Here is a 20,020-nt window from a genome sequence, read left to right as displayed (position 1 = left end):
GGATTACTTGTCAAAAACTCCGAGTTTTTTGCTAAAAACTCGCTTTATTAACAAAACAAACACAACGTCACACATGAAACTTTAAAATAACATGCCGTTTTGTTTCACTATTTAACAGAAATTTTCTTTTTATATTGGGATGGTGACATGCCTTGAAGGCGTGAAAAGGTGTGAGTAAAGGAAGATTGGCCGGAGAAACCAGCCAATTCTGCAACCTGGCCAAGGCTCAGGTTGCCTTGTTCGATCAAGCGGCGAGAGCGGTCGATACGCTTACCTAATACATACTGGTGAGGGGTAATGCCCATTTGCTCTTTGAATAGCATGTGAAACTGGCTCTCACCCAAAAACACACTGCCTGCTAGCTGCGCGACGGAGATCTTATTTGCGAGGTGTTGCTCGATATAACGATCCAGAGCTTCAAGATCAAAACGCGAGTCTTTAATTGAGGTTTCAAATGCCGAGATGTGCCTTTGCATCAGAGCGATCACCGTGTCATTACAGGCACGGCTTAACAATAGATCATCCGGGCTCGCCTGCATTTCTTGCACCAACATATGGATAAGCTTTTGAATTTGCGCGTCTAATTGAAAGTAGACGTTCGATGATTCTAACTGGTTAATCTTCTCTAACATTAGAGGGTCATCATCGGTTGGCACTGGCATGTTAAGCACTAGGATATCCGACTGACCGACCACCCCACCGAAAGCATGATCAGAGCTTGCCGTTACCACACAACCTTGACCCGGCCCGATAAGATTACCTTTACCGCAAACTTCAAATTCTGCCTGACCTTTTAAACCAATCACGACCTGCGAATAGTGGTGATCGTGACAATCCATATGCGAAGGCAAAGTAATGATCTCCGCAGGGCGAGGGCCAGTAAGGCCTAGCGGGGACAAGTCTAGGTTTGGAAAGGGTAAAGGTTTTGGCATGACAGCAAAATACTCAGATCGACATAGTAAGAATAATACTCTGAAATCTGCATAAGATGAATTTGTAAATGATCATGAGAGTCATTTCCTGACCTCAAAGGAAAGATCATCACTGCGATCGTCTTGATCATGCCTCCGGAAAGATGATCAAGAGTGTATAAACTACGGGCGTTGTAAAACCAATCGTTCCGGTGAGTTTAGGGGCTTCACAAGCAATCGCACAAACACGAAAAACATTTTACAGGCTTCTACGACATGGTGGGTAATGTATGGGAATGGACAACCGTTCAGAAAGGCCTAGCGAAAGGTGGCGCGTGGAGCTTCTCTCCTGAAGAAGCAAAAGTGTTTAACGAACTGTACGTACCGCCTTCAACGGCAGCGAACTATCTAGGATTCCGAGTAGTACGAGAGCTGTAGGCTCCCAATCACAGGCTCAGAATCCCAAATATTTACTCTAGTTCTCAATTATCACATTGAGCAGCATTTATAGGGGAATTCCCCCCTTATGCATAAGCACTCCTAGGAGTAGATTCGTCGATAGAGTAGTAAGTCACTCTGGGTATCAAATTGATGCCTCAGTTTAATTTACCTGACCCTCGTAAATTAGACTGAAAATCTTCTACATGTCGACAAGGCATATCTTGTCTTTAGCCAGCCCCTCTTCAGGCTGGCTTTTTTTTGCCTGATTATCACCCTTTATGCCCATCGATTCCCCGTGATTGACACAGTTAATCAGCAGTCCGTTTAACTGTCAGTCACCCCTTATTTTTCGTACTCTAATTGACATTGCAGCGCTATAAGAAACTGATATCATTGCTATACCTCAGCTTACGAGATAAAACCTTGCCAGATCCACTAAACTCCATACATCGTTCTTTATTCGAACAACTTCCAGGCTGCTGGGGCTGCAAAGATACTGACTCGGTCTTCGTGTACGCCAACCTTGCTTACAACCAATTGATTGGCTTAAAACCTAATGAGACTTGTACTGGCTTGACCGACTTCGACATGCCCAGTCAAACCACGGAGTGCGCACAAGATTTCAGAGCTCAAGACAAACATGTGATGGATACACGCAGTACCCTTAAGATTCTCGATATTCACCCTTATCCAGACGGACGCTGGCACGCCCATATCTTTACCAAAACCCCTTGGCTTGATGATGACGACAACGTCCAAGGCACCATCTTCTATGGCCAAGAGCTTACCGATACCGCGATCTTAGAGGTTGGTCATTGGGTTTGTCAGGCCACAGGAACAAAAGGTAATCAGGCATCGCTTGCGGGATCAGAGCCGCGTGTGTCTAAACTGCAAAAGCGGCTGACTTCGAGAGAATCAGAGGTGCTGTTCTTACTGCTTTTTGGCAAGAAACCACAGTACATCGCGTCGACGCTAAACATTTCAATCAAAACGGTCGAAGGTCATGTCGCCAGATTGAAACAGAAGTTCGATGCACGCAGCAAAAGCCAATTGATTGAGTATGCATTGGACTCAGGATTGGGCTCAGTGATCCCAGAAACTCTGCTCAAAAAACAGATATCTGTTGTTCTACATAGTGATTGATTTACTAATCAGCTGAAAATTCAGACAAAAAAATGCCGTTGATCAGTCTAATCAACGGCATTTTTGGATCTATTAAGCAGCTAAGCGATCAAGCAGCCTAAGGCGCTAGGCGATCAATATCCCAACTGTTGTCTTGGCGTGAGAACAAGAAACGGTCGTGCAAGCGGTGTTCACCACCCTGCCAGAACTCAATGCTATCCACACGAACTCGGAATCCACCCCAGAAAGAAGGCACGGGAATCTCGCCTTTGGCAAACTTCTGTTTAAGCTCTAGATACTTACCTTCTAAAATTCCACGCGCTGAGATGCGGCTACTCTGCTTACTTGCAATCGCGGCCAATTGGCTCTCTTTTGGACGCGACGAGAAGTACTTCATATTTTCCATAGCCGTTAGCTTTTCAGCCGTGCCCGTAATATGAACTTGTCGCTCAAGTGGATGCCACGGGAAATGCAAACTGATTTTGCTGTTGTGCTCAAGCTGGTGTGCTTTACGGCTACCTAAGTTGGTGTAAAAAACGAAACCGTCTTTATCAACATTCTTCAGCAGAACAATTCGTTGGAATGGCTGACCATTTTCATCAACCGTAGCAACTGTCATGGCAGTAGGGTCCGTCAACTTCGCTTCAATGGCTTGCTCTAGCCATAGATTGAATTGCTCAATCGGGTCTGCGGCCAAGTCTTTACGTCTCAATCCACCCTTAGCGTATTCGCGACGAATATCTGTCAGTTCCATTTGGTTGCTCCTTTTAATTTTTTTGTGATTTTGCGCCGTAATCCTTTGAAACACAAGTCTAAGCCATGGTTTTGTCTCACAGAAGGTGCTCTGTGTTAACAAGATCTCGGTACTCTCTCCATCATATTGATAATCTTTATACAAACCCATGACAAGCTGAGACCCGAGTGACCAAAATACTGCCTAACCTAATGACGCCCTTCGTTTTATTCTCTTTGCTACTGGGAGCTGCAGGGCTGACCGCAACACACTTTTTGGCAGTGCAATTTCAAGAAAAAATCGTCACTCAACAACTCAACGAGGCGGCCAATAAAGCCAATCTACAAATCGATTCTGAGTTGGATAAGTTCAAGCAGATCCCCGACCTGCTCAGCCACGATCCGCGCTTACTCTCTTACTTCGACAAATCACCACAAGCAGACAGGATTTCCGCGGCGCAGCTCAATAACTTGTTATTCGAGTGGTCGGGACAAAGCCAGGCTGACACCATCTATATTCATGACCCAAGCGGCACTGTCGTAGCCTCAAGTAACGATCAAAAGCCACGAACTTTTGTTGGCGAAAACTTCTCGTTTCGTCCCTACTTTGCTTCTGCCATTCAAGGTAACAACACACAATATGTCGCGCTAGGCGCTCGCTCGAACGTACGAGGTTATTTTCTGTCTTCACCTCTGTATATCGACAAGGAAGTTGTTGGCGTTATCACCGTAAAAGTGAGCTTAGAAAATCTCGAAAACATCCTGACCAGCGACGACTTTGAGATCGTAGTACTAGACTCGAACCAAGTGGTCTTTCTATCAAGCCAAGCTCCATGGCTTTATCATTCATTGTTGCCATTAACGCAGCAACAACAAACGGATATCGCACTTCAACGCCAATACGGTCAAAGCGAAATTTCGATCATCGAAGCCTTTCGTTCTTCAAGCTCTCAGTCAGAAGCGAGCAACGCCAATCAATCTGATAACCTTAAATCCAATGAAATCCGAAAAGAGCTCACCGCCAACCAGTTATTCAAGCTTGGTGCTTTTAATCTTTACCCTGCAACGGTCAGCAACAACCAGTACCAAGTTGTCGCACTAAAAGAGACCAGAGCTGAACTTATTAAAATCTTTCAGATCGATGTCATCTTCGTGGTGATTTACAGCTTGGTGATGCTCATCGCTTGGTCGTGGCGCCAGACTTATCTCGCGAAAGTGGCGTTGACCCGACTCAACCAAAACCTAGAGCAAACCGTTGATAAACGTACCCACTACTTGAAGCAATCCAATCAACAGCTGCAACAAACCCTTTTTCAATACCAAGAGTCGCAGTCCAAGTTGAAACAGACAGAACAAGAGCTGACACAAACCGCGAAATTAGCGGTACTCGGTGAACTGTCAGCCAGCATTAACCACGAAATCAACCAACCGCTTGCAGCACTGCGAACCTACAGTGAAAACAGCTTAAAGCTGCTTGAAATGGAACGAACCGATTTAGTGAAGAGCAATCTTGAGAAAATGATTGCCCTCAACAACACCATTACCGACATCATCGCGCGACTCAAAGTCTTTACTCGCAAGGTCACTAAACAAGAGCATCATGTGGCGAACCTCCACCAAGCGGTCAACAACGCTACCAGCCTTCTCAGTGCGCTGATGATCAAGCAAGGCATTACGCTGAGGTTAAGCACAGTGCCAGACGACATTAACATTGCGATTCACCCAACCGAGCTCGAACAAGTGCTCATTAACCTGATTCACAACGCGACTCAAGCGCTTCAACAACAAGTTCTTGAACAGAAAATCTTGCAGGATCAACAAAACCTGGAAAGCGTTGACCAACAGACTAGCCCTCAGATAGGCATCGAGTGGCAACTGCATCATAACTCTTGTCAGCTGATCATTTGGGATAACGGAATTGGCATGCCGAGCGATAAACTAGAACAGCTATTCGACCCGTTTTTTACCACCAAACCGGAAGGCTTAGGGCTAGGGCTTTCAATATCGAAACGGATTATTGAAGCGTATCACGGCACGATCAGCGCGAACCGGTTAGAGCCTTCAGGCATGGTATTCTCGCTAAGCATCCCGTTATATAACGATAAGGGCTAACACGCCGTTGTTATCGCTGATTAGAAAACGAATCTCACATACTGCTAATCTCACCTACAGCTAAGGACTCGACTTTTGCACTCTATGCCTAAACTCTATTTTGTCGACGATGAACCCGCCATTCGAGACTCCGTAGAACAAGCCATGCTCATTGAAGGCATCGATATCGTCTGCTTTCCCAATGCTATTGAGGCATTAAAGAAAATAGATACCACGCAAGCCGGAATTGTCATCACCGATATTCACATGCCGGTGATGGATGGCATTCAATTAACGCAAAAGTTACTGAACCAAAACCCTCATTTTCAGGTCATCGTGCTTACCGGGCATGGTGATGTGCAAACCGCGGTATCCGCGATGAAAGCCGGCGCTTACGATTTTCTGGAAAAGCCATTTGTGGTCGATGCCCTACTCACTGCCGTTAAAAAAGCCGCAGATAAGCTCGCACTGGTTGAAGAGAACAACCTATTGCGTAAAGAGTTGGCAATGCAAAATCAGGTTGGCCCGAAACTGATTGGTCAATCACCATCAATGCAGGCATTACGCCGAGAATTGATCACCCTAGATACCAAAACTAACCCACTTCTATTATTTGTTGGTGATTTAGGGACGGGGAAAAGGGTCACAGCACAATACACCCATGATTTACACAGTCATCAAACCGCGGAGCTTTGCCCTGTCGCTGCGTTTAATTTGCCAAGCAGTGACGAAGCGACATTCCATCAGTTTATTTTGCAACTGTTCTTGAAGCATCAAGGTGGAACACTCTATATCCATGAGACAGAAGCACTAACTCAGGATCAATGGCTGTGGTTAGCGAACCTAAAACCCACTCTACTTCGTGAAAACTCATGCAAGACCAATGCAACTTGTATCATTATCGCAACTACAGTAGTTCCTACTACAATTACAGGTGAACTGCGCCAATTTAATTTACTACCCTTGGCGAAAAGAACGGAAGATATTGGCTCTTTGTTCAAACACTTTGCTCGCGGTGCAGCCAGTCGCTATCAACTGCCGCCACCCGTCATTACAGAAAAAGAGATTCAGCGACTCATTGCAACGCATTGGACGGAGAACATTCGTCAGCTTCGCCAACATGCTGAACTCAGAGTGCTGACTCAAATTAAGCAGCCGTCGCTCGACAGCGATACTAATGAGCCAAATGACGACAATGAACTCGATATGAGCATTGAAGAGCAACAACAGTCGTTAAACCAACGCACCGATAGCTTTGAACAAATTATCTTGATTGAGGCGCTACATCGTCATCAAGGTCGTTTAAAAGAAGTACAACAAGAGCTGCAGGTGTCGCGAAAAACACTGTATGACAAACTAAGAAAGCACCAACTCGATAAAACAGATTTCAAGAACCGATAAGTCTTAAAAAATATATAAATTCAAAGATTTAAAGGAGCAAAATCTTAACATTTATCAAAAGTAAGAATACACTCAATAGGCTTGCACTTTTATTTAGCGAACAAGGACTGTTATGAGTCAGAAAAATTTCAGCAAATTGAACGAGACCGAGCTTGAGTATGTCGATGATAAAACAGCGGCACTGCTCCTCAATACGCCCACCAGTGCGCGTATTATGTTGTGGGTGATCGTTCTGTTTTTTATTGCTGCTATTGGGTGGTCTGCCTGGGCAGAGATCGACAAAGTTACCGTTGGCCAAGGCAAAGTCATCCCTTCCTCTCAGATCCAAGTGGTGCAAAACCTTGAGGGTGGTTTGGTTAAAGAGATCTTAGTTAGAGAAGGCCAACAAGTTCAAAAAGGTCAACAACTACTATTGATCGATGACACTCGCTTCCGCTCAGACTTCCGCGAACGTGAACAACAAGTTGCCAATTTAACCGCCAACGTATTGATGCTTTCAGCCTCATTAACCAGTGTTGTTATCGACGAAGAGTTTTCTGTAGAAGAGTGGAAAAAAAGTGTGTTACTTGATTACGGCAAGCTCGCCTTCCCACCCAAGTTTTATGAACTTCAACCTCAACTGGTTAATCGCCAAAAAGCAGAATATCGTCAAGATCTCAATAACCTAAAAAACCAACTTTCCGTTTTTGATCAACAAGTTGAACAGAAACAACAAGACCTTATCGAAATTAAAGCGCGTGTCGATAACTTAAGACAGAGTTACCGATTCGCCCGCCAAGAACTGGATATCACCAAGCCTCTGGCCGATGAAGGGGTGGTACCACGAATTGAATTACTTAAACTGCAAAGACAAGTCAACGACACTCGCCGAGAAATGACCTCAAGCGAGCTAAAAATCCCTCTTCTACGTTCAGCCATCAAAGAAGCGATGCTCAGCCGTATTGATGCCGCACTGAACTTCCGCTCCGAACAACAAGAAAAACTCAATCAAGCCCAAGACAAGCTATCTGCAATGACCGAATCGGCCGTTGGCCTTGAAGACAGAGTAAACCGCACTGTGGTGGTATCTCCTGTAACCGGCACCGTTAAAACGCTTGGCATAAATACCGTAGGCGGTGTTATCCAACCGGGTATGGACATCGTTGAGATTGTACCAACAGAAGACTCGCTATTGGTCGAAGCGAAAATCGCTCCTCAAGACATCGCCTTCCTACGCCCAGAACTGACAGCCATCGTTAAATTCAGTGCTTACGACTTCACTAAATACGGTGGTCTAGAAGGCGTGCTAGAGCACATCAGTGCCGATACCACCCAAGATGAAGAAGGCAATAGCTTCTACATCGTGCGCGTGCGCACCGAAAAACACAATTTTGGACAGAACGAAGAGTTGCCAATCATTCCAGGTATGACCGCCTCTGTCGATATCATCACGGGCAAGAGAACCGTGCTTGAGTACATGTTGAAGCCACTATTAAGCGCTCAAAACAATGCACTAAAAGAGTAAGGACGTTGGATGTTTGATAACGCCTTTCAATACACAGCAAATAGACAAGAGCAGAGGCTATGAAGTCTCGGATTTCGCTATTGCTGCTGGTCCTCACCTCTTTTACCTCTGTGGCGCTCAACAAGAGCGACCAACGGTGGATAGATGCGGTGACCAAAACCTACGGCGATAGAGCCGGAAAGCGAGTGGCAACATGGCGCTCAAATATGACGTCATACGACGGATTAAGTGAAAAAGAGAAGCTCAGGTCGGTAAACCAGTTCTTCAACCAGATGTACTTTGTCGATGACAACATGCTGTGGGGAAAGAATGACTACTGGGCAACACCACTGGAATTTTTAGGCAGCAACGCCGGTGATTGTGAAGACTTCACTATCGCAAAATACTTCTCTTTACTTGAACTGGGCGTCCCAGATAAAAAATTACGATTAGTGTACGTAAAAGCACTGGAGCTAAACCAGTTCCACATGGTGTTGGCGTACTACTCAACACCGAGTGCAGAGCCACTAATTTTGGACAACTTAAACCCTGAAATTAAACGCGGTTCCAAACGCCCAGATCTACGACCAATTTACAGTTTTAACGGTAAAAACCTTTGGTTGATCAAGTCGGCAGCAGGCAGCGGCAAGTTGGCAGGGAAATCTTCAAGATTGAGCTTATGGAACGACTTACGTTCACGTGAGCGCTCTCTAAAATTAAACAAACCCATTATCAATTACGATGAGTAGGTACAATGACTTTATATAAACAGCTTGTGGTCGGGATGGTTGCAGTGTTCATTCTGCTGATGACGTCAGTTTTTATGATCGAATTCAATACCACCCGTGGATACTTAGAGGAGCAGCAACGCTCTGAGGTAAGTAATACCATTAATACTGTTGGACTGGCTCTCGCCCCTTACCTAGAAGAAAAGGACAAGGTGGCAGTGGAGTCTGTTATCAACGCCCTGTTTGATGGCAGTTCTTACTCAGTCGTTCGATTGATCTTTCTCGATAGCGGTGAAGACATTCTCCGCTCATACCCTGTAAAGCCAACTGGCGTACCAGAGTGGTTTACCAACCTAAACCTGTTCGAGCCTGTTCATGACCGCCGCGTGATCACCAGTGGCTGGATGCAATTGGCCGAAGTCGAGATCGTAAGTCATCCTGGCCCTGCCTACGATCAACTTTGGCAAGCATTCATCCGCTTACTGAGCATCTTTGGCACGATCTTCTTGCTCGGTTTAGTGTCTATCTCTTGGATCCTTAAACGCGCTTTACGCCCGCTCTCGTTGATCATTACTAAGATGGATCAGATCGCTAAGAATCAGTTTGGCGAACCACTGGCTCGTCCAAAGACAAAAGATCTCACCTTGGTTGTCGATGGTATCAACCACATGTCGACTCAAGTTGAACTGGCATTTAAAAACCAAGCGAAAGAAGCTCAGAAGTTACGTGAAAGAGCGTATATCGACCCTGTATCTCAGCTCGGTAACCGTGCTTACTACATGTCTCAGTTAACTCAATGGTTAGAAGAGTCGAGCTTAGGTGGTTTAGCGGTACTTAAAGCGGAGTTTATTAGTGAAGAGTACGATGAAAAGGGCTATCAAGAAGGTGATGCCTTGGTTCATCAACTGGCTGAACAGCTACAGGCTTCAATTTCATCACCAGACATCACCATCGCCCGAATTTCTAGTGACGAATTTGGTTTCATCATGCCAAACATTGATGAGAGCGAACTGAAACTTGTCGCGAGCAGCATCGTAAACTGTATCCAGGGCCTAGGTTCAGACCCAACAGGTACTGCGAATCCACATATTGCTCTTGGTGTGACATACAGCAACACGCGTAAGACCAGTACTGAAATCATGTCGCTGGTGGATAACGCGCTTTCAAGTGCCAAGGCGAACCGAGAGCTGTCTTACGGCTACGTAACCGCAGACGATCACGGCGCTGTAATGGGCAAACAACAATGGCGCATGTTGGTTGAAGAAGCGATCATCAACGACCTCATTACCTTCCGTCTGCAGGCTGCAAACAATGCCTTTGGTAAAACGTATCACCAAGAGGTGTTCTCTGCGATTGAAAAAGATGGCGTGCGTTACGGTGCTAACCAGTACTTATACGCGCTAGAACAGCTTGAAATGAGCCACATTCTCGACCAATACGTTATCGAGAAGATGATTGAAAAGCTCAATGCAAAAGAAGTAACCAGCCCTGTCGCTATTAATATTTCACCAAGCAGTATTTCTCAACCAAGCTTCATCCGTTGGATCGGTAAGACGCTTGAACAGAATGCTTCAATCGCTCACCTGTTGCACTTTGAGATTCCAGAAAACTGCTTCATCAACGTTCCGCACTACACGGCACTCTTGTGTAACACCATTCGCAACGCTGAAGCGGTGTTTGGTGTCGATAACTACGGACGTAACTTCCAATCACTGGATTACATCAACGAATACCGTCCAAGCTATGTGAAGCTAGATTACCTGTTCACACATAACCTTGATGACGAAAAACAGAAGTTCACCTTAACGTCGATCTCTAGAACCGCTCACAACCTAGGCGTCACCACCATTGCGTCTCGAATAGAAACTCAGACTCAGCTAGATATTCTGTCTGATAACTACGTAGAAGTGTTCCAAGGCTTCATTGTTGATAAATAGTTGTAAGGGTTATATCACATGCAAGATCCACTATTGAACTCACTGATCTACGTTAGCCGATATTACGGGTTAGCTAACTCGCCCGAAGCGTTGATCAATGGGCTACCACTATCAGACGGAAAGCTAACCCCTTTCCTATTCCCTCGTTCAGCTGAGCGAGCAGGATTGGTGGCGAAAGAAAACCGTTCCGACTTAGAAAAGATCCCTCACCTGATTCTGCCTGCAGTTTTATTGCTTAAACAAGGTGAGGCGTGCGTTCTCAACAGTATCGATTTAGAGAAGCAAGAAGCGGAAATCATTACTGCGGAAAGCGGAATGATGCCAATCATCATTCCTGTCGAAGAGCTGAAAGAACAATTTATCGGCCGCTACTTCTTGGTAAAGAAACAGTTCCGTTATGATGAACGTTCACCAGAGGTTCTAAAAACACGCAAAGGTCACTGGTTTTGGAGCACGATTTGGGAATCTAAAAACATCTACCGAGATGTGTTGATAGCCTCAATTCTGATCAACATCTTCGCGATAGCCGCGCCCATGTTTACACGCTTGGTGTACGACAAAGTCGTACCGAACCTCGCCTTTGAGACCTTGTGGGTGTTAGCGAGTGGTATTTTCGTCGTGTTCCTATTCGATTTGTTGCTCAAATTGATGCGCAGCTACTTCATTGATGTTGCCGGTAAGAAATCCGATATTCTCATTTCCTCCAAGCTGTTCAGTAAAGTACTGGGGATTCGTATGGAAGCGAAGCCTGCTTCTGTCGGTGCTTTTGCTAAAAACCTGCAAGAGTTCGAATCCATTCGAGAATTCTTTACCTCTGCAACCATTGGCTCGCTCATCGATCTCCCCTTTGCATTGATGTTCTTAGCACTCATTTGGTTAATGGCTGGAAACCTCGTATTCGTTCCCGTTGCTGGCGTGGTCATTTTGATCGTCTATGCATTGCTAATCCAAGGCCCACTGCGCCGCACCATTGAAGAAGGCTCTCGTCTTGCTTCGCAGAAGTACGCGAACTTAATCGAGAGTTTGGCAGGGTTAGAGACGGTTAAGCTGTTCAGTGCGCAAAGCCAATTCCAATTCCGTTGGGAAGAAGCCGTTGCTCACATGGCGAATTGGAATATAAAAAGCCGACGCATCACAGACAGCATCCAAAACACCGCCGGCTTTGTTCAACAAAGTACTAACGTCGGTATGATCATCTTTGGTGTGTACCTAATAGCGGAAGGCGAACTTACGATGGGTGGCTTGATTGCCGCGACCATGTTGAGCGGCCGAGCGATTGGCCCGCTTGTTCAGCTGTCGCTACTTTCGACTCGTTACAACCAAGCAAAATCATCAATGACTCTGATTGAGCAAGTGATGTCGATGCCTGATGAACAAGAAGAAGGTAAGCGCTACATCCACCGTCCGATTATTCAAGGTCATATCTCGCTCGACAAAGTGACGTTCCACTACCCTGATTCGCCCGTGGCTTCTATCAGAGATTTAATTCTGCATATTAAACCCGGTGAGAAAGTGGCGATCATTGGACGTATCGGTTCAGGTAAAACCACACTAGAACGTCTGATTATGGGCCTCTACAAGCCCACAGAGGGCCATGTACGCATTGATGACACCGATATGGAACAACTGCATCATGTCGACGTACGACGCAATATAGGCTGTGTGCCGCAAGACAGTAACTTGTTCTACGGTTCGGTAAGAGACAACATTACTTTAGGTCGCCCTTTAGTAGATGACCGTGACGTGATGGATGCAGCAAACCGTGCAGGGGTAACCGCGTTTACTCAACAAGATCCTGCAGGTTTGGAACGCCAAGTGGGTGAAGGTGGTGCTTTACTGTCTGGTGGTCAGCGTCAGTCAATTGCTATTGCTAGAGCCTTCCTAGGCCGTCCGCCAGTTTTGTTAATGGATGAACCGACTAGTGCTATGGATAACCGTTCAGAGATGCACATCAAGCACCAGCTTAACCAATTGCTACCAAGCGAGACGTTAATTCTGATTACACACAAAACGTCGATGTTGGACATTGTCGATCGAGTGATCGTTATGGAGAAAGGCTGCATCATTGCAGATGGTCCAAAAGCACAGGTTCTTTCAGACCTTAAACAAGGTCGAGTGAGAGCCGTTAGTTAGGGCGCTCAAATCACCTAAATAAATCGTTATCAGTAGAAACCAAAAGGGGAGCATCAGCTCCCCTTTTTTCTATTTGTCAGTATCGTCACCTAAACCACACATCACTTATGTTCAACACAAAGCCTACAAAGCAATATCCTCTTGCTCCATCTTAAACGAACATTGGATCTCGTATTGGTTGAATGAGAAAACACTTCCGCCGTGGGTTCGCTTGGTTGTGACTGTCTCATCACCAAATTGAATCGTCACTCGGGTATACACTTTTTCGTGCACCTCTACCGTACATTCAGCAAGGTTGGTTTCAAACTCCGCTTCGAGTGTATCTAACTGCGACTTCGTGTTTTCAATAGCGAGGTTGTTCTTCTCACGTTGTTGCTCAATTTCTAGAGCTTGCTCTTCGTTTCTCTCGGCTTTCGGGCGCTTCTTAAATTCCAACTCTTGGCGAATAACACCCATGGTTTGCTCTTGAGTGTGTTTATAAGTTTCCTTCAGCTCGGCTATCTTTTGGCGGTAGCCATCGTAGCGCGCAAAACCATGTACCTTGGTTGCGGTATCTCCCTCAACGCCTAAGAAGACACATTCGACCTTTCCGCCGACTTTGGCTTCACCACCGCTTAGCGTGCCGTGTTTTTTCAAGCTGTCCATCACGATAAGGTTGTTACCACAGCGAATGTCGTTACTCATACTGTGCACACCAAGTCGAAGGTCATTGGCCGTTTGTAGCTCGGCATTCTGTGCGTAGCTTGCTGTGATAGAGCCTTTACTGAATACCTTACAACTTTTTGGCTCACCCTCTTTGGTCGTGTGGCCGATAATGCCTTTCGCGACTTTGACATCCCCCTGAGCTTGCACTTCGGCCGATTCGATAAAGCCACCAACCGTAACACTTCCGGTCGCCTTGACGATCATCCCCGGCTCGATGTTGCCAGAGACAAAGACATTACCTTTAAATTTAACGTGCCCAGTTGAGACATCGACGTTGCTGACACATAAGGCGTCATCCACTTCGATGGTTCGGTCTTTAATGATGGGCAATCCAGGGTGTGAGGCGAGTAGTAAATTGGGATCTTCAGGGGAGATGTAGGTGCCCTTTCCAGGCTTGATTAAACTGTCTTGTCCAGGAAGCGGTGGGATAATTCGGCCTTGAACGGTAAAGCCAGCGATGCCTTTGGTAGCGGGGGTTCGTTTCATTAAGTGATCATTTTGACCAACGGTAATGGTTTGTCCCAAGTCTCGCATATCAATCTTGCCTTCGTCTTTACTACGAGGCTTCAATACTTGACGAGTAATATCTTCAACCAAAGCGGCAAACTTAGCGTCTTTACCTTTTACTGGTTGTGTCCCTTTAGCGACTGGCTGAGTAAACTTTTCGCCGGGCTTAAGTTTGCTACTCATCATCAGAACTTTTCTGAGCGCTAACTTATTTATTCCTTTTGTTATTTGAGCTTGAGATAAACAATGAATGATGTCGCTGCCACGCAGTGGGTGTCCATTGTAGGGACCAGTGACAACGAGACTCGCCAACATCTCATCATCAGACAGTTCGACCGCAACACTGGCATTTCGAACTTCAGCAATCAAGATTCCTTCATAAGCTTCACCCTTACCTTCTTTAGCAAGAGTAACGAAACGCAAGACCTCTTCTTCGAAAAGAAAATAGTTTGATGCATTCAAAGCTTCCAAGGTTGGTGGCAGCGTCTTGTTATCAAAGCTTGCGTCAACCACTGTCCCGGTTGGCAGACATGCCATTACTTGTTGCTTGTCTTCCGACAATGTAACGATGTTATCCCACATTCGAATTGAGTATCCCTAATGACTCAGTTGTTATTCAGTCTATATAATTCATTCTGCGCTGAGTATCACATTATTAGAATAATCAGCGTCACATCACTTACTTTCGATTCTGCAAACATGACTCATAAATAAGACTTACACATTTTATGATCTGCTTCGCCTTTACAAATACATAGGGAGACTTTTTCATAATATTTAGTGTGATTGAATGTCGATTCGATATTGGTGCAAGATAGTAAAGACGAATAGCTTTAGAAGATTAAAGGCTGTCATGGAGAGATGAAACGGAAGTGATTAAACAGATAATCAGGGTCAAAACGGATTTCAATATGGAGCTTCAGTTTACAGTGTAAATCCAAGATTCTAATTTACACTGTAAATCTAATTTGTAGCGGTCGGTCTATTTTATTGATGTCCTATCTATTTACAGTGTAAATTTGCTAGCAATGCATCGACGTCTTTACGAAACTGAATCTCTGCTTGTTTGCGACCAACAACATTTAACTGTTCGACACAAGTCCCCCACTCTTTCTGCTGAACAACCTTTGCGATGAGTAAGTCAGAAATACCTATGTTTCGATCGTTACTGAGTAGAATCAAGTTCAGTACGCTGAAGCTGATCGCATCATAACTGTTGCCACCGTTCACGTAATTTCTAACTAACTGAGTTTCAAACTCGCCAACGGCATCGACACTCTTTGGCAGCAGAGCTCGCACCATATCGGTTTCAAGTGAAACCAAAGAACCTGAAACAAGAAAACAGTAGCTACGCTCGAAGTGATTTTGAACTTGGTTAATCCAACTTTGAGAGTTTGAGTTAAGGGCCTTAACCATCAGAACCGAGTGACAGCCGCTTGCCTGATCTCGCTGGTGGCCAATGTGCACAGCTTCAAATTCACTACCACGCCAAAAAGAAATCAACTCGCTGGTCGCGCCAAAGCTTGTCGCCAGATAATCTGCTTGGCTGGTTTGCTGTGATAACTGAGCCAACATCCAACGGCCAATACCCAAACCTTGATGACGCGTTGAAACAGCAATGCGCATAACTCGAAGGCACCGACTGGTCGCCGCCGGAGTACAGCCAAGTTGGTTTGCCAATAACACGGGAGCAAGGTGACCTTGAGGCCTGCGTTTTCCAAGTTGAATTTGAGCAATCAACTCGCTGTCCAAACCACCCTCTTCCGTCACTAACATACAACCTAAACATTCATCTTGCTGCCAAGCGGCGTATAAACGGATTGCTGGATTGTTGAGAAACTGCATTAAGTCATTAGGCGAGGTCTGATAGTGCGCATCCACGAGAAGAGAAAAACATTGTTGTAGCTGCTCAGGATTAGCCAAGCATTCTGCTTTTGATAACTCGACCAAGTTTAATTGGTTGATTGCCTCGGCAGAAAAGCCATCGAGTTCAGCAACCGCCAATTCAGTGAGTGATGCGTCATTACCAAGTAGGAAGCAATCAAACAACCAAGCTTCTAGCGGATCGTTGTTATTCCAACGAATCGGTTGTTCGAGCTTAAAGCCTTTCCACCCCGGACGATGCTCAGAAAGCCAAGACTCAAACTTAATACCGAACCCTCGTCCACTGCCTTCGTAACCGTGTACCGTGGTTGAAAAGACCATACGGTGATAGATGTCGACCATGGATTTAAGCATCGGAATTGGAATTGCAGCTGCTTCATCAACCAATAACAGATCGCAATCAGGCTTGGATTTAAGTAATTCATCTGCTGCGACGAATCTTAAACTGCCACCTTGATGACGAATGTGAGTAGCGTTAACCACTTCGCAAGATTCTAACCCTTGGCTAGCATGAGAAAATACCGGCTCTACCGCTTTCACTGAAGGCGCGGTAACAATAATATTAAACCCCTGACGCTCAACTAACAGCTGCGCTGCGGCAATACCCAATGTCGAGCTTTTACCACGCCCTCTATCCGCAGTGAGAATCAAAGGACGTTTACGATGTCCAGACACCACTTTTTTGACTAATTCAACAGCCGTATTTTGCTGTTCAAATTTATCCAATCCGTTTTGGGCGCTTTGCACCTGAGGAAGAGCGTGAGTAGCTTGAACTACATCGCCGGCTTCATTGTGTTGTGAAACAGAAATCAGTTTATCGAAATGACGTTTTAACCAACGTTGACCAAAGCTTTCGCTATCTTCAGAGGCATCAAATTTTGGCGGCAACACCAACAACAGCCCACCACCAACTAACGAACCCAGCGCGGCACTAAAACCATTCGCATCAAACTGCTCTCTAAAGTCACAAATAAGAACTTGGCACTCACGACCAAGCAGTTGTTGGCCTTTTTTTACTGGAGCATGAATCACATCTTCAAATGGCGTACCGCCAATCTGGAAGATGCTCTGAGTGTGTGAGTCTTGAAGGAAAGTAAAAACAGCTGAGTTTTGCCAATCAAATTCGCCATCAAAGACCACGCCGTAACGGTGATCGTTATGTTGAGCAATATTAGAAAGTGTATGCAGAAAAGTGTTGGTTGGGTTTGTCATAGTTAGCGTCCAGATTCATCTAAACACAGTTTATCACAGCCAAATAAAAAGCCGCATTAAGCGGCTTTAGAGGAGTAATGAAAAGTCGTCGACTTAGTCGAGCTTCGATTGAACGAAGGCGAGGATTTCTTCCATTGTTGCATCATCAACTTTCTTAAGGTTCAACGTCAAGTTTGAACCCTTGCGGCTGTATGATGCGCGCCCCTTAATAAGCTCAACTTTTGGAGAAGCTTTCTTCGCTGGCGCTGGCGCCAATTCAAGAATCCAACCTTCCAAAGTTTCTGTCACGTCTTTGGTTAGACGAGTTACGCCTTGAGCTTCGCTACGCTGCCATACGAAACCTTCAGAAGCATCACACTTAGTAAGCAGTGTTTGCTGCTGTTCACTCGTCAATCCACCAAACTGCTTGTGCAGTTTAACAATAGTTGGACGACCAAGGTCGCTCACATTCGGGTAAGCTTGTAGCAATTCAAGTGGCAAAGCGGCCGCTTTCAATGCACCACTCACCAAAGCTTCACTGCACTGGAACATTTTTGCCAGTGCTTTCTGGTCTTCAGCTTCGCCTTTGTCCAGCTTCGCTTGCATCTCTTTGCCCTTCTCGTAAAGAGAAAGCGGTTTATGAGCGTTAGCTACGTCTGATAGGAACTTAGCGTGTTCGCCGTTAATGTTTTCAGCAACGTAGATTAGGAACTCTTTGTCAGCCAAAATACATGACATACGACGACGGCTACCATCAAGAACTTCAATCTTACCGTCTTTGTTCTTACGACCAACCGCTGGGTATTGCTGACCACGTTCTTTCAATGTTGTAAGAACATCAGAAAGCGCGTGCTCGTTTAAGAAAGATTGCTCACGAGCGTTCTCTTCAAAAACAACCGTTCGAGTAGCCACTTCAGCCGCAGGAATTCGAACCAATTCAAATGAAACCAGATCTTCGCCAGCAACAGAAAGCTCGATCACTTGAGCCTGTTCTTTTGCCGCTGTTTGCGCTTCTTGTGGTGTTACTACGCGACGTTTGTTTGCTTTACCAAATAGCTTTGCATTTAAGTCAGATGTTTTAATTGCCATTGTTGTTATCCCTGATTAAGTGAAGGCCAGTTGCTATGTAATACGCGCTCTAATTCTAGAGCACTTTTTTGTACTGCGTCTTGAGCAACAGCTAGAGTTTTCTTACCGCCCTCAAAGTCGCTCACCGTTAGATCGAAAACCGTGCTGTAAGTGTCGGCACAGGTTTCAAAAGCACGGCTTCTTGGAATGGTTGCCATCATTACTTGATCATTCAACAGGTAGTTCATTTCAGTCAGAACTGACACCTGTTTCTTGTTGTCGTCTTCAAACATAGTTGGCATTAGACGAACAAATTCGAGCCCTTTCCAGTCATCCGGGAACATTTCGTAAACCGTTGGTAAGTGCTGGAAGAAGTTAACCGTTGAAGCCCAATCCAAACGCTTAGCTGCACATGGAATCAGAAGTGCGTTCGACGCATACATTGCATTCCATACTAGAGGGTCAACGTGCGGGCCGGTATCAATCATAATCACATCGAAATCATCGGCGATTTTGTCGATAAGCTTCTCTTTTAATAGACGAACAATATCAAGTGACTGATCTTGTGAAAGGCTTTGCCACGCTTCAGCGTTAAACATCGCATCTTCCGGGAATGCAGAAATTGTCTTCAGGTTTGGATACTGAGTTGGCAATAGTACGTTCTTACGAAGAAACTCTAAATCGACATCTTGGCCTTCAGGCACGTTGTCCAACATGATATCGACGGCAGAATAGATGCTGTCGTGCTCTGCCCCACTAATTTGTGGATTTAGGAATAGACGCAAAGAGCCCTGTGGATCCAAGTCAATCAGACAGATACGGTAGCGCTTATCTAAATTCAGAGACAAACAAGCGGCTAAGTGAACCGCTGTCATTGATTTACCCGTGCCACCCTTCTGGTTTTGTACGTTGATAATCCATGGCTTATTGTCAGCGTGCTGCTTACGTTCATGGAACTTTGGCACTTCTGCCGCGTCCATCAGCATGTGAGCTTCTGTCAATGAAATCGAGTAATGATTGGCGTTGTTCTTTGTAAACTGATGGCCATCAGCTTCAAGTTTAGTGATCGCTTCATCGAGTTTACGACGCGTTAAGCCAGAACGAGTCTCCATCATAGCTTTAGACATTGGAGGGAAATGTTCATCACTTCGCTCTTCCAAAATAATCTCAATTCGGTCAGCCTGAACTTGTTGAGTTTGTTCGGCTAGCTGATAGAGCTTATCAATCGTTTGTTCTCTTTTCATTGCCAGTTTCCGTAATGATTAACTAAGCACAAATTGTACAGCGATTAACAGCAAACACAACAAAAACATGAACATACATTTATGAGTAAAATCACATAAAATAGACCGCGTTTTTACAATTTGATGAAACATCGCCTTAGACAAACACAAAAATGACCGTTTTTATCATGCATAACCATGTTATTTCTAACCTACATTTAAAATGTTACAGCATCACTTATTTACAATGTAAATGGAATTTCAGCGAAAAACCTTCGGAACGATTGAAATACAACCGTAGATTACGGTTGGTGTGATTTGCATTCGAATTTATAGATTTTCAATACAATAAAAATTAAAAAACGCTCAATGAACAATAAGATTCAAAACAGAAGAGAAGACGGGATGTCAAAAAACAGCAGAGGATTGGAGCCTAACCGGAAGAATGATCATGGACCACATC

General features: G+C 45.1%; 13 protein-coding genes and 1 pseudogene. 8 read left to right on the top strand and 6 right to left on the bottom strand.

All coding sequences use genetic code 11. From position 1 onward, the window contains the following. Positions 1-107: 107 nt before the first annotated feature. Positions 108-932, bottom strand: coding sequence for an AraC family transcriptional regulator (locus tag OCV19_RS22890; RefSeq protein WP_019823315.1), 825 nt, complete (start codon positions 930-932; stop codon positions 108-110). Positions 933-1,172: 240 nt separating this feature from the next. Here OCV19_RS22890 and OCV19_RS22885 point away from each other — a divergent pair. Beyond that, positions 1,173-1,349 (top strand): annotated as a pseudogene (locus OCV19_RS22885) (SUMF1/EgtB/PvdO family nonheme iron enzyme); the annotation flags it as partial. Between the two features lie 363 nt (positions 1,350-1,712). Continuing rightward, the gene (locus OCV19_RS22880; RefSeq protein ID WP_065676086.1) at positions 1,713-2,495 is read left to right on the top strand and encodes a helix-turn-helix transcriptional regulator; all 783 of its coding nucleotides are present in this window, start codon (positions 1,713-1,715) and stop codon (positions 2,493-2,495) included. A gap of 97 nt (positions 2,496-2,592) precedes the next feature. On the opposite strand, the gene pdxH is transcribed toward OCV19_RS22880, so the two are convergent. Further along, entirely contained in the window at positions 2,593-3,228 is a 636-nt protein-coding gene (gene pdxH, locus OCV19_RS22875) for a pyridoxamine 5'-phosphate oxidase (protein WP_017061203.1), read from the bottom strand. 167 nt (positions 3,229-3,395) lie between these two features. Between pdxH and OCV19_RS22870 the strand changes: the two genes are divergently transcribed. The 6 genes from OCV19_RS22870 to OCV19_RS22845 all read left to right on the top strand — a co-directional run bounded on the left by OCV19_RS22870 (position 3,396) and on the right by OCV19_RS22845 (position 12,979). Next, positions 3,396-5,318, top strand: coding sequence for a sensor histidine kinase (locus OCV19_RS22870; RefSeq protein WP_065676085.1), 1,923 nt, complete (start codon positions 3,396-3,398; stop codon positions 5,316-5,318). Between the two features lie 84 nt (positions 5,319-5,402). Beyond that, the gene (locus tag OCV19_RS22865; RefSeq protein WP_065676084.1) at positions 5,403-6,698 is read left to right on the top strand and encodes a sigma-54-dependent transcriptional regulator; all 1,296 of its coding nucleotides are present in this window, start codon (positions 5,403-5,405) and stop codon (positions 6,696-6,698) included. A 112-nt stretch (positions 6,699-6,810) separates the two neighbouring features. Next, the gene (locus OCV19_RS22860; protein WP_065676083.1) at positions 6,811-8,202 is read left to right on the top strand and encodes an HlyD family type I secretion periplasmic adaptor subunit; all 1,392 of its coding nucleotides are present in this window, start codon (positions 6,811-6,813) and stop codon (positions 8,200-8,202) included. A 59-nt stretch (positions 8,203-8,261) separates the two neighbouring features. Then, positions 8,262-8,930, top strand: a complete 669-nt coding sequence (locus tag OCV19_RS22855; protein WP_065676082.1) for a transglutaminase-like cysteine peptidase — start codon at positions 8,262-8,264, stop codon at positions 8,928-8,930. 5 nt (positions 8,931-8,935) lie between these two features. Further along, entirely contained in the window at positions 8,936-10,846 is a 1,911-nt protein-coding gene (locus OCV19_RS22850; RefSeq protein ID WP_065676081.1) for a bifunctional diguanylate cyclase/phosphodiesterase, read from the top strand. Between the two features lie 18 nt (positions 10,847-10,864). Beyond that, positions 10,865-12,979 (top strand): type I secretion system permease/ATPase, encoded by a 2,115-nt coding sequence (locus tag OCV19_RS22845; protein ID WP_065676080.1) that lies wholly within the window; start codon positions 10,865-10,867, stop codon positions 12,977-12,979. A gap of 123 nt (positions 12,980-13,102) precedes the next feature. On the opposite strand, the gene OCV19_RS22840 is transcribed toward OCV19_RS22845, so the two are convergent. The 4 genes from OCV19_RS22840 to OCV19_RS22825 form a co-directional block, all read right to left on the bottom strand. Then, positions 13,103-14,773 (bottom strand): DUF342 domain-containing protein, encoded by a 1,671-nt coding sequence (locus tag OCV19_RS22840; protein ID WP_065676079.1) that lies wholly within the window; start codon positions 14,771-14,773, stop codon positions 13,103-13,105. Between the two features lie 420 nt (positions 14,774-15,193). Then, on the bottom strand, positions 15,194-17,287 hold the full coding sequence (locus tag OCV19_RS22835; RefSeq protein ID WP_065676078.1) for a GNAT family N-acetyltransferase: 2,094 nt from the start codon (positions 17,285-17,287) through the stop codon (positions 15,194-15,196). A gap of 93 nt (positions 17,288-17,380) precedes the next feature. After that, positions 17,381-18,355, bottom strand: a complete 975-nt coding sequence (locus tag OCV19_RS22830; protein ID WP_065676077.1) for a ParB/RepB/Spo0J family partition protein — start codon at positions 18,353-18,355, stop codon at positions 17,381-17,383. A gap of 5 nt (positions 18,356-18,360) precedes the next feature. Beyond that, a complete protein-coding gene (locus OCV19_RS22825; protein ID WP_017061213.1) occupies positions 18,361-19,578 on the bottom strand; it encodes a ParA family protein in 1,218 nt (405 codons plus the stop codon). Positions 19,579-20,020: the final 442 nt, after the last annotated feature.

The organism is Vibrio celticus, from assembly GCF_024347335.1.
GTDB lineage: Bacteria > Pseudomonadota > Gammaproteobacteria > Enterobacterales > Vibrionaceae > Vibrio > Vibrio celticus.
The sequence above is the reverse complement of the archived record's forward strand: the minus strand, read 5'-3'. Positions and strand labels throughout refer to the sequence as shown.

Excerpts from the sequence above, each read along its gene's own strand:
- OCV19_RS22845 (WP_065676080.1), top strand. The coding sequence starts at position 10,865 with ATGCAAGATCCACTATTGAACTCACTGATCTACGTTAGCCGATATTAC.
- OCV19_RS22890 (WP_019823315.1), bottom strand. The coding sequence starts at position 932 with ATGCCAAAACCTTTACCCTTTCCAAACCTAGACTTGTCCCCGCTAGGC.
- OCV19_RS22830 (WP_065676077.1), bottom strand. The coding sequence starts at position 18,355 with ATGGCAATTAAAACATCTGACTTAAATGCAAAGCTATTTGGTAAAGCA.
- OCV19_RS22825 (WP_017061213.1), bottom strand. The coding sequence starts at position 19,578 with ATGAAAAGAGAACAAACGATTGATAAGCTCTATCAGCTAGCCGAACAA.
- OCV19_RS22865 (WP_065676084.1), top strand. The coding sequence starts at position 5,403 with ATGCCTAAACTCTATTTTGTCGACGATGAACCCGCCATTCGAGACTCC.
- OCV19_RS22835 (WP_065676078.1), bottom strand. The coding sequence starts at position 17,287 with ATGACAAACCCAACCAACACTTTTCTGCATACACTTTCTAATATTGCT.
- OCV19_RS22860 (WP_065676083.1), top strand. The coding sequence starts at position 6,811 with ATGAGTCAGAAAAATTTCAGCAAATTGAACGAGACCGAGCTTGAGTAT.
- OCV19_RS22850 (WP_065676081.1), top strand. The coding sequence starts at position 8,936 with ATGACTTTATATAAACAGCTTGTGGTCGGGATGGTTGCAGTGTTCATT.
- pdxH (WP_017061203.1), bottom strand. The coding sequence starts at position 3,228 with ATGGAACTGACAGATATTCGTCGCGAATACGCTAAGGGTGGATTGAGA.
- OCV19_RS22855 (WP_065676082.1), top strand. The coding sequence starts at position 8,262 with ATGAAGTCTCGGATTTCGCTATTGCTGCTGGTCCTCACCTCTTTTACC.
- OCV19_RS22840 (WP_065676079.1), bottom strand. The coding sequence starts at position 14,773 with ATGTGGGATAACATCGTTACATTGTCGGAAGACAAGCAACAAGTAATG.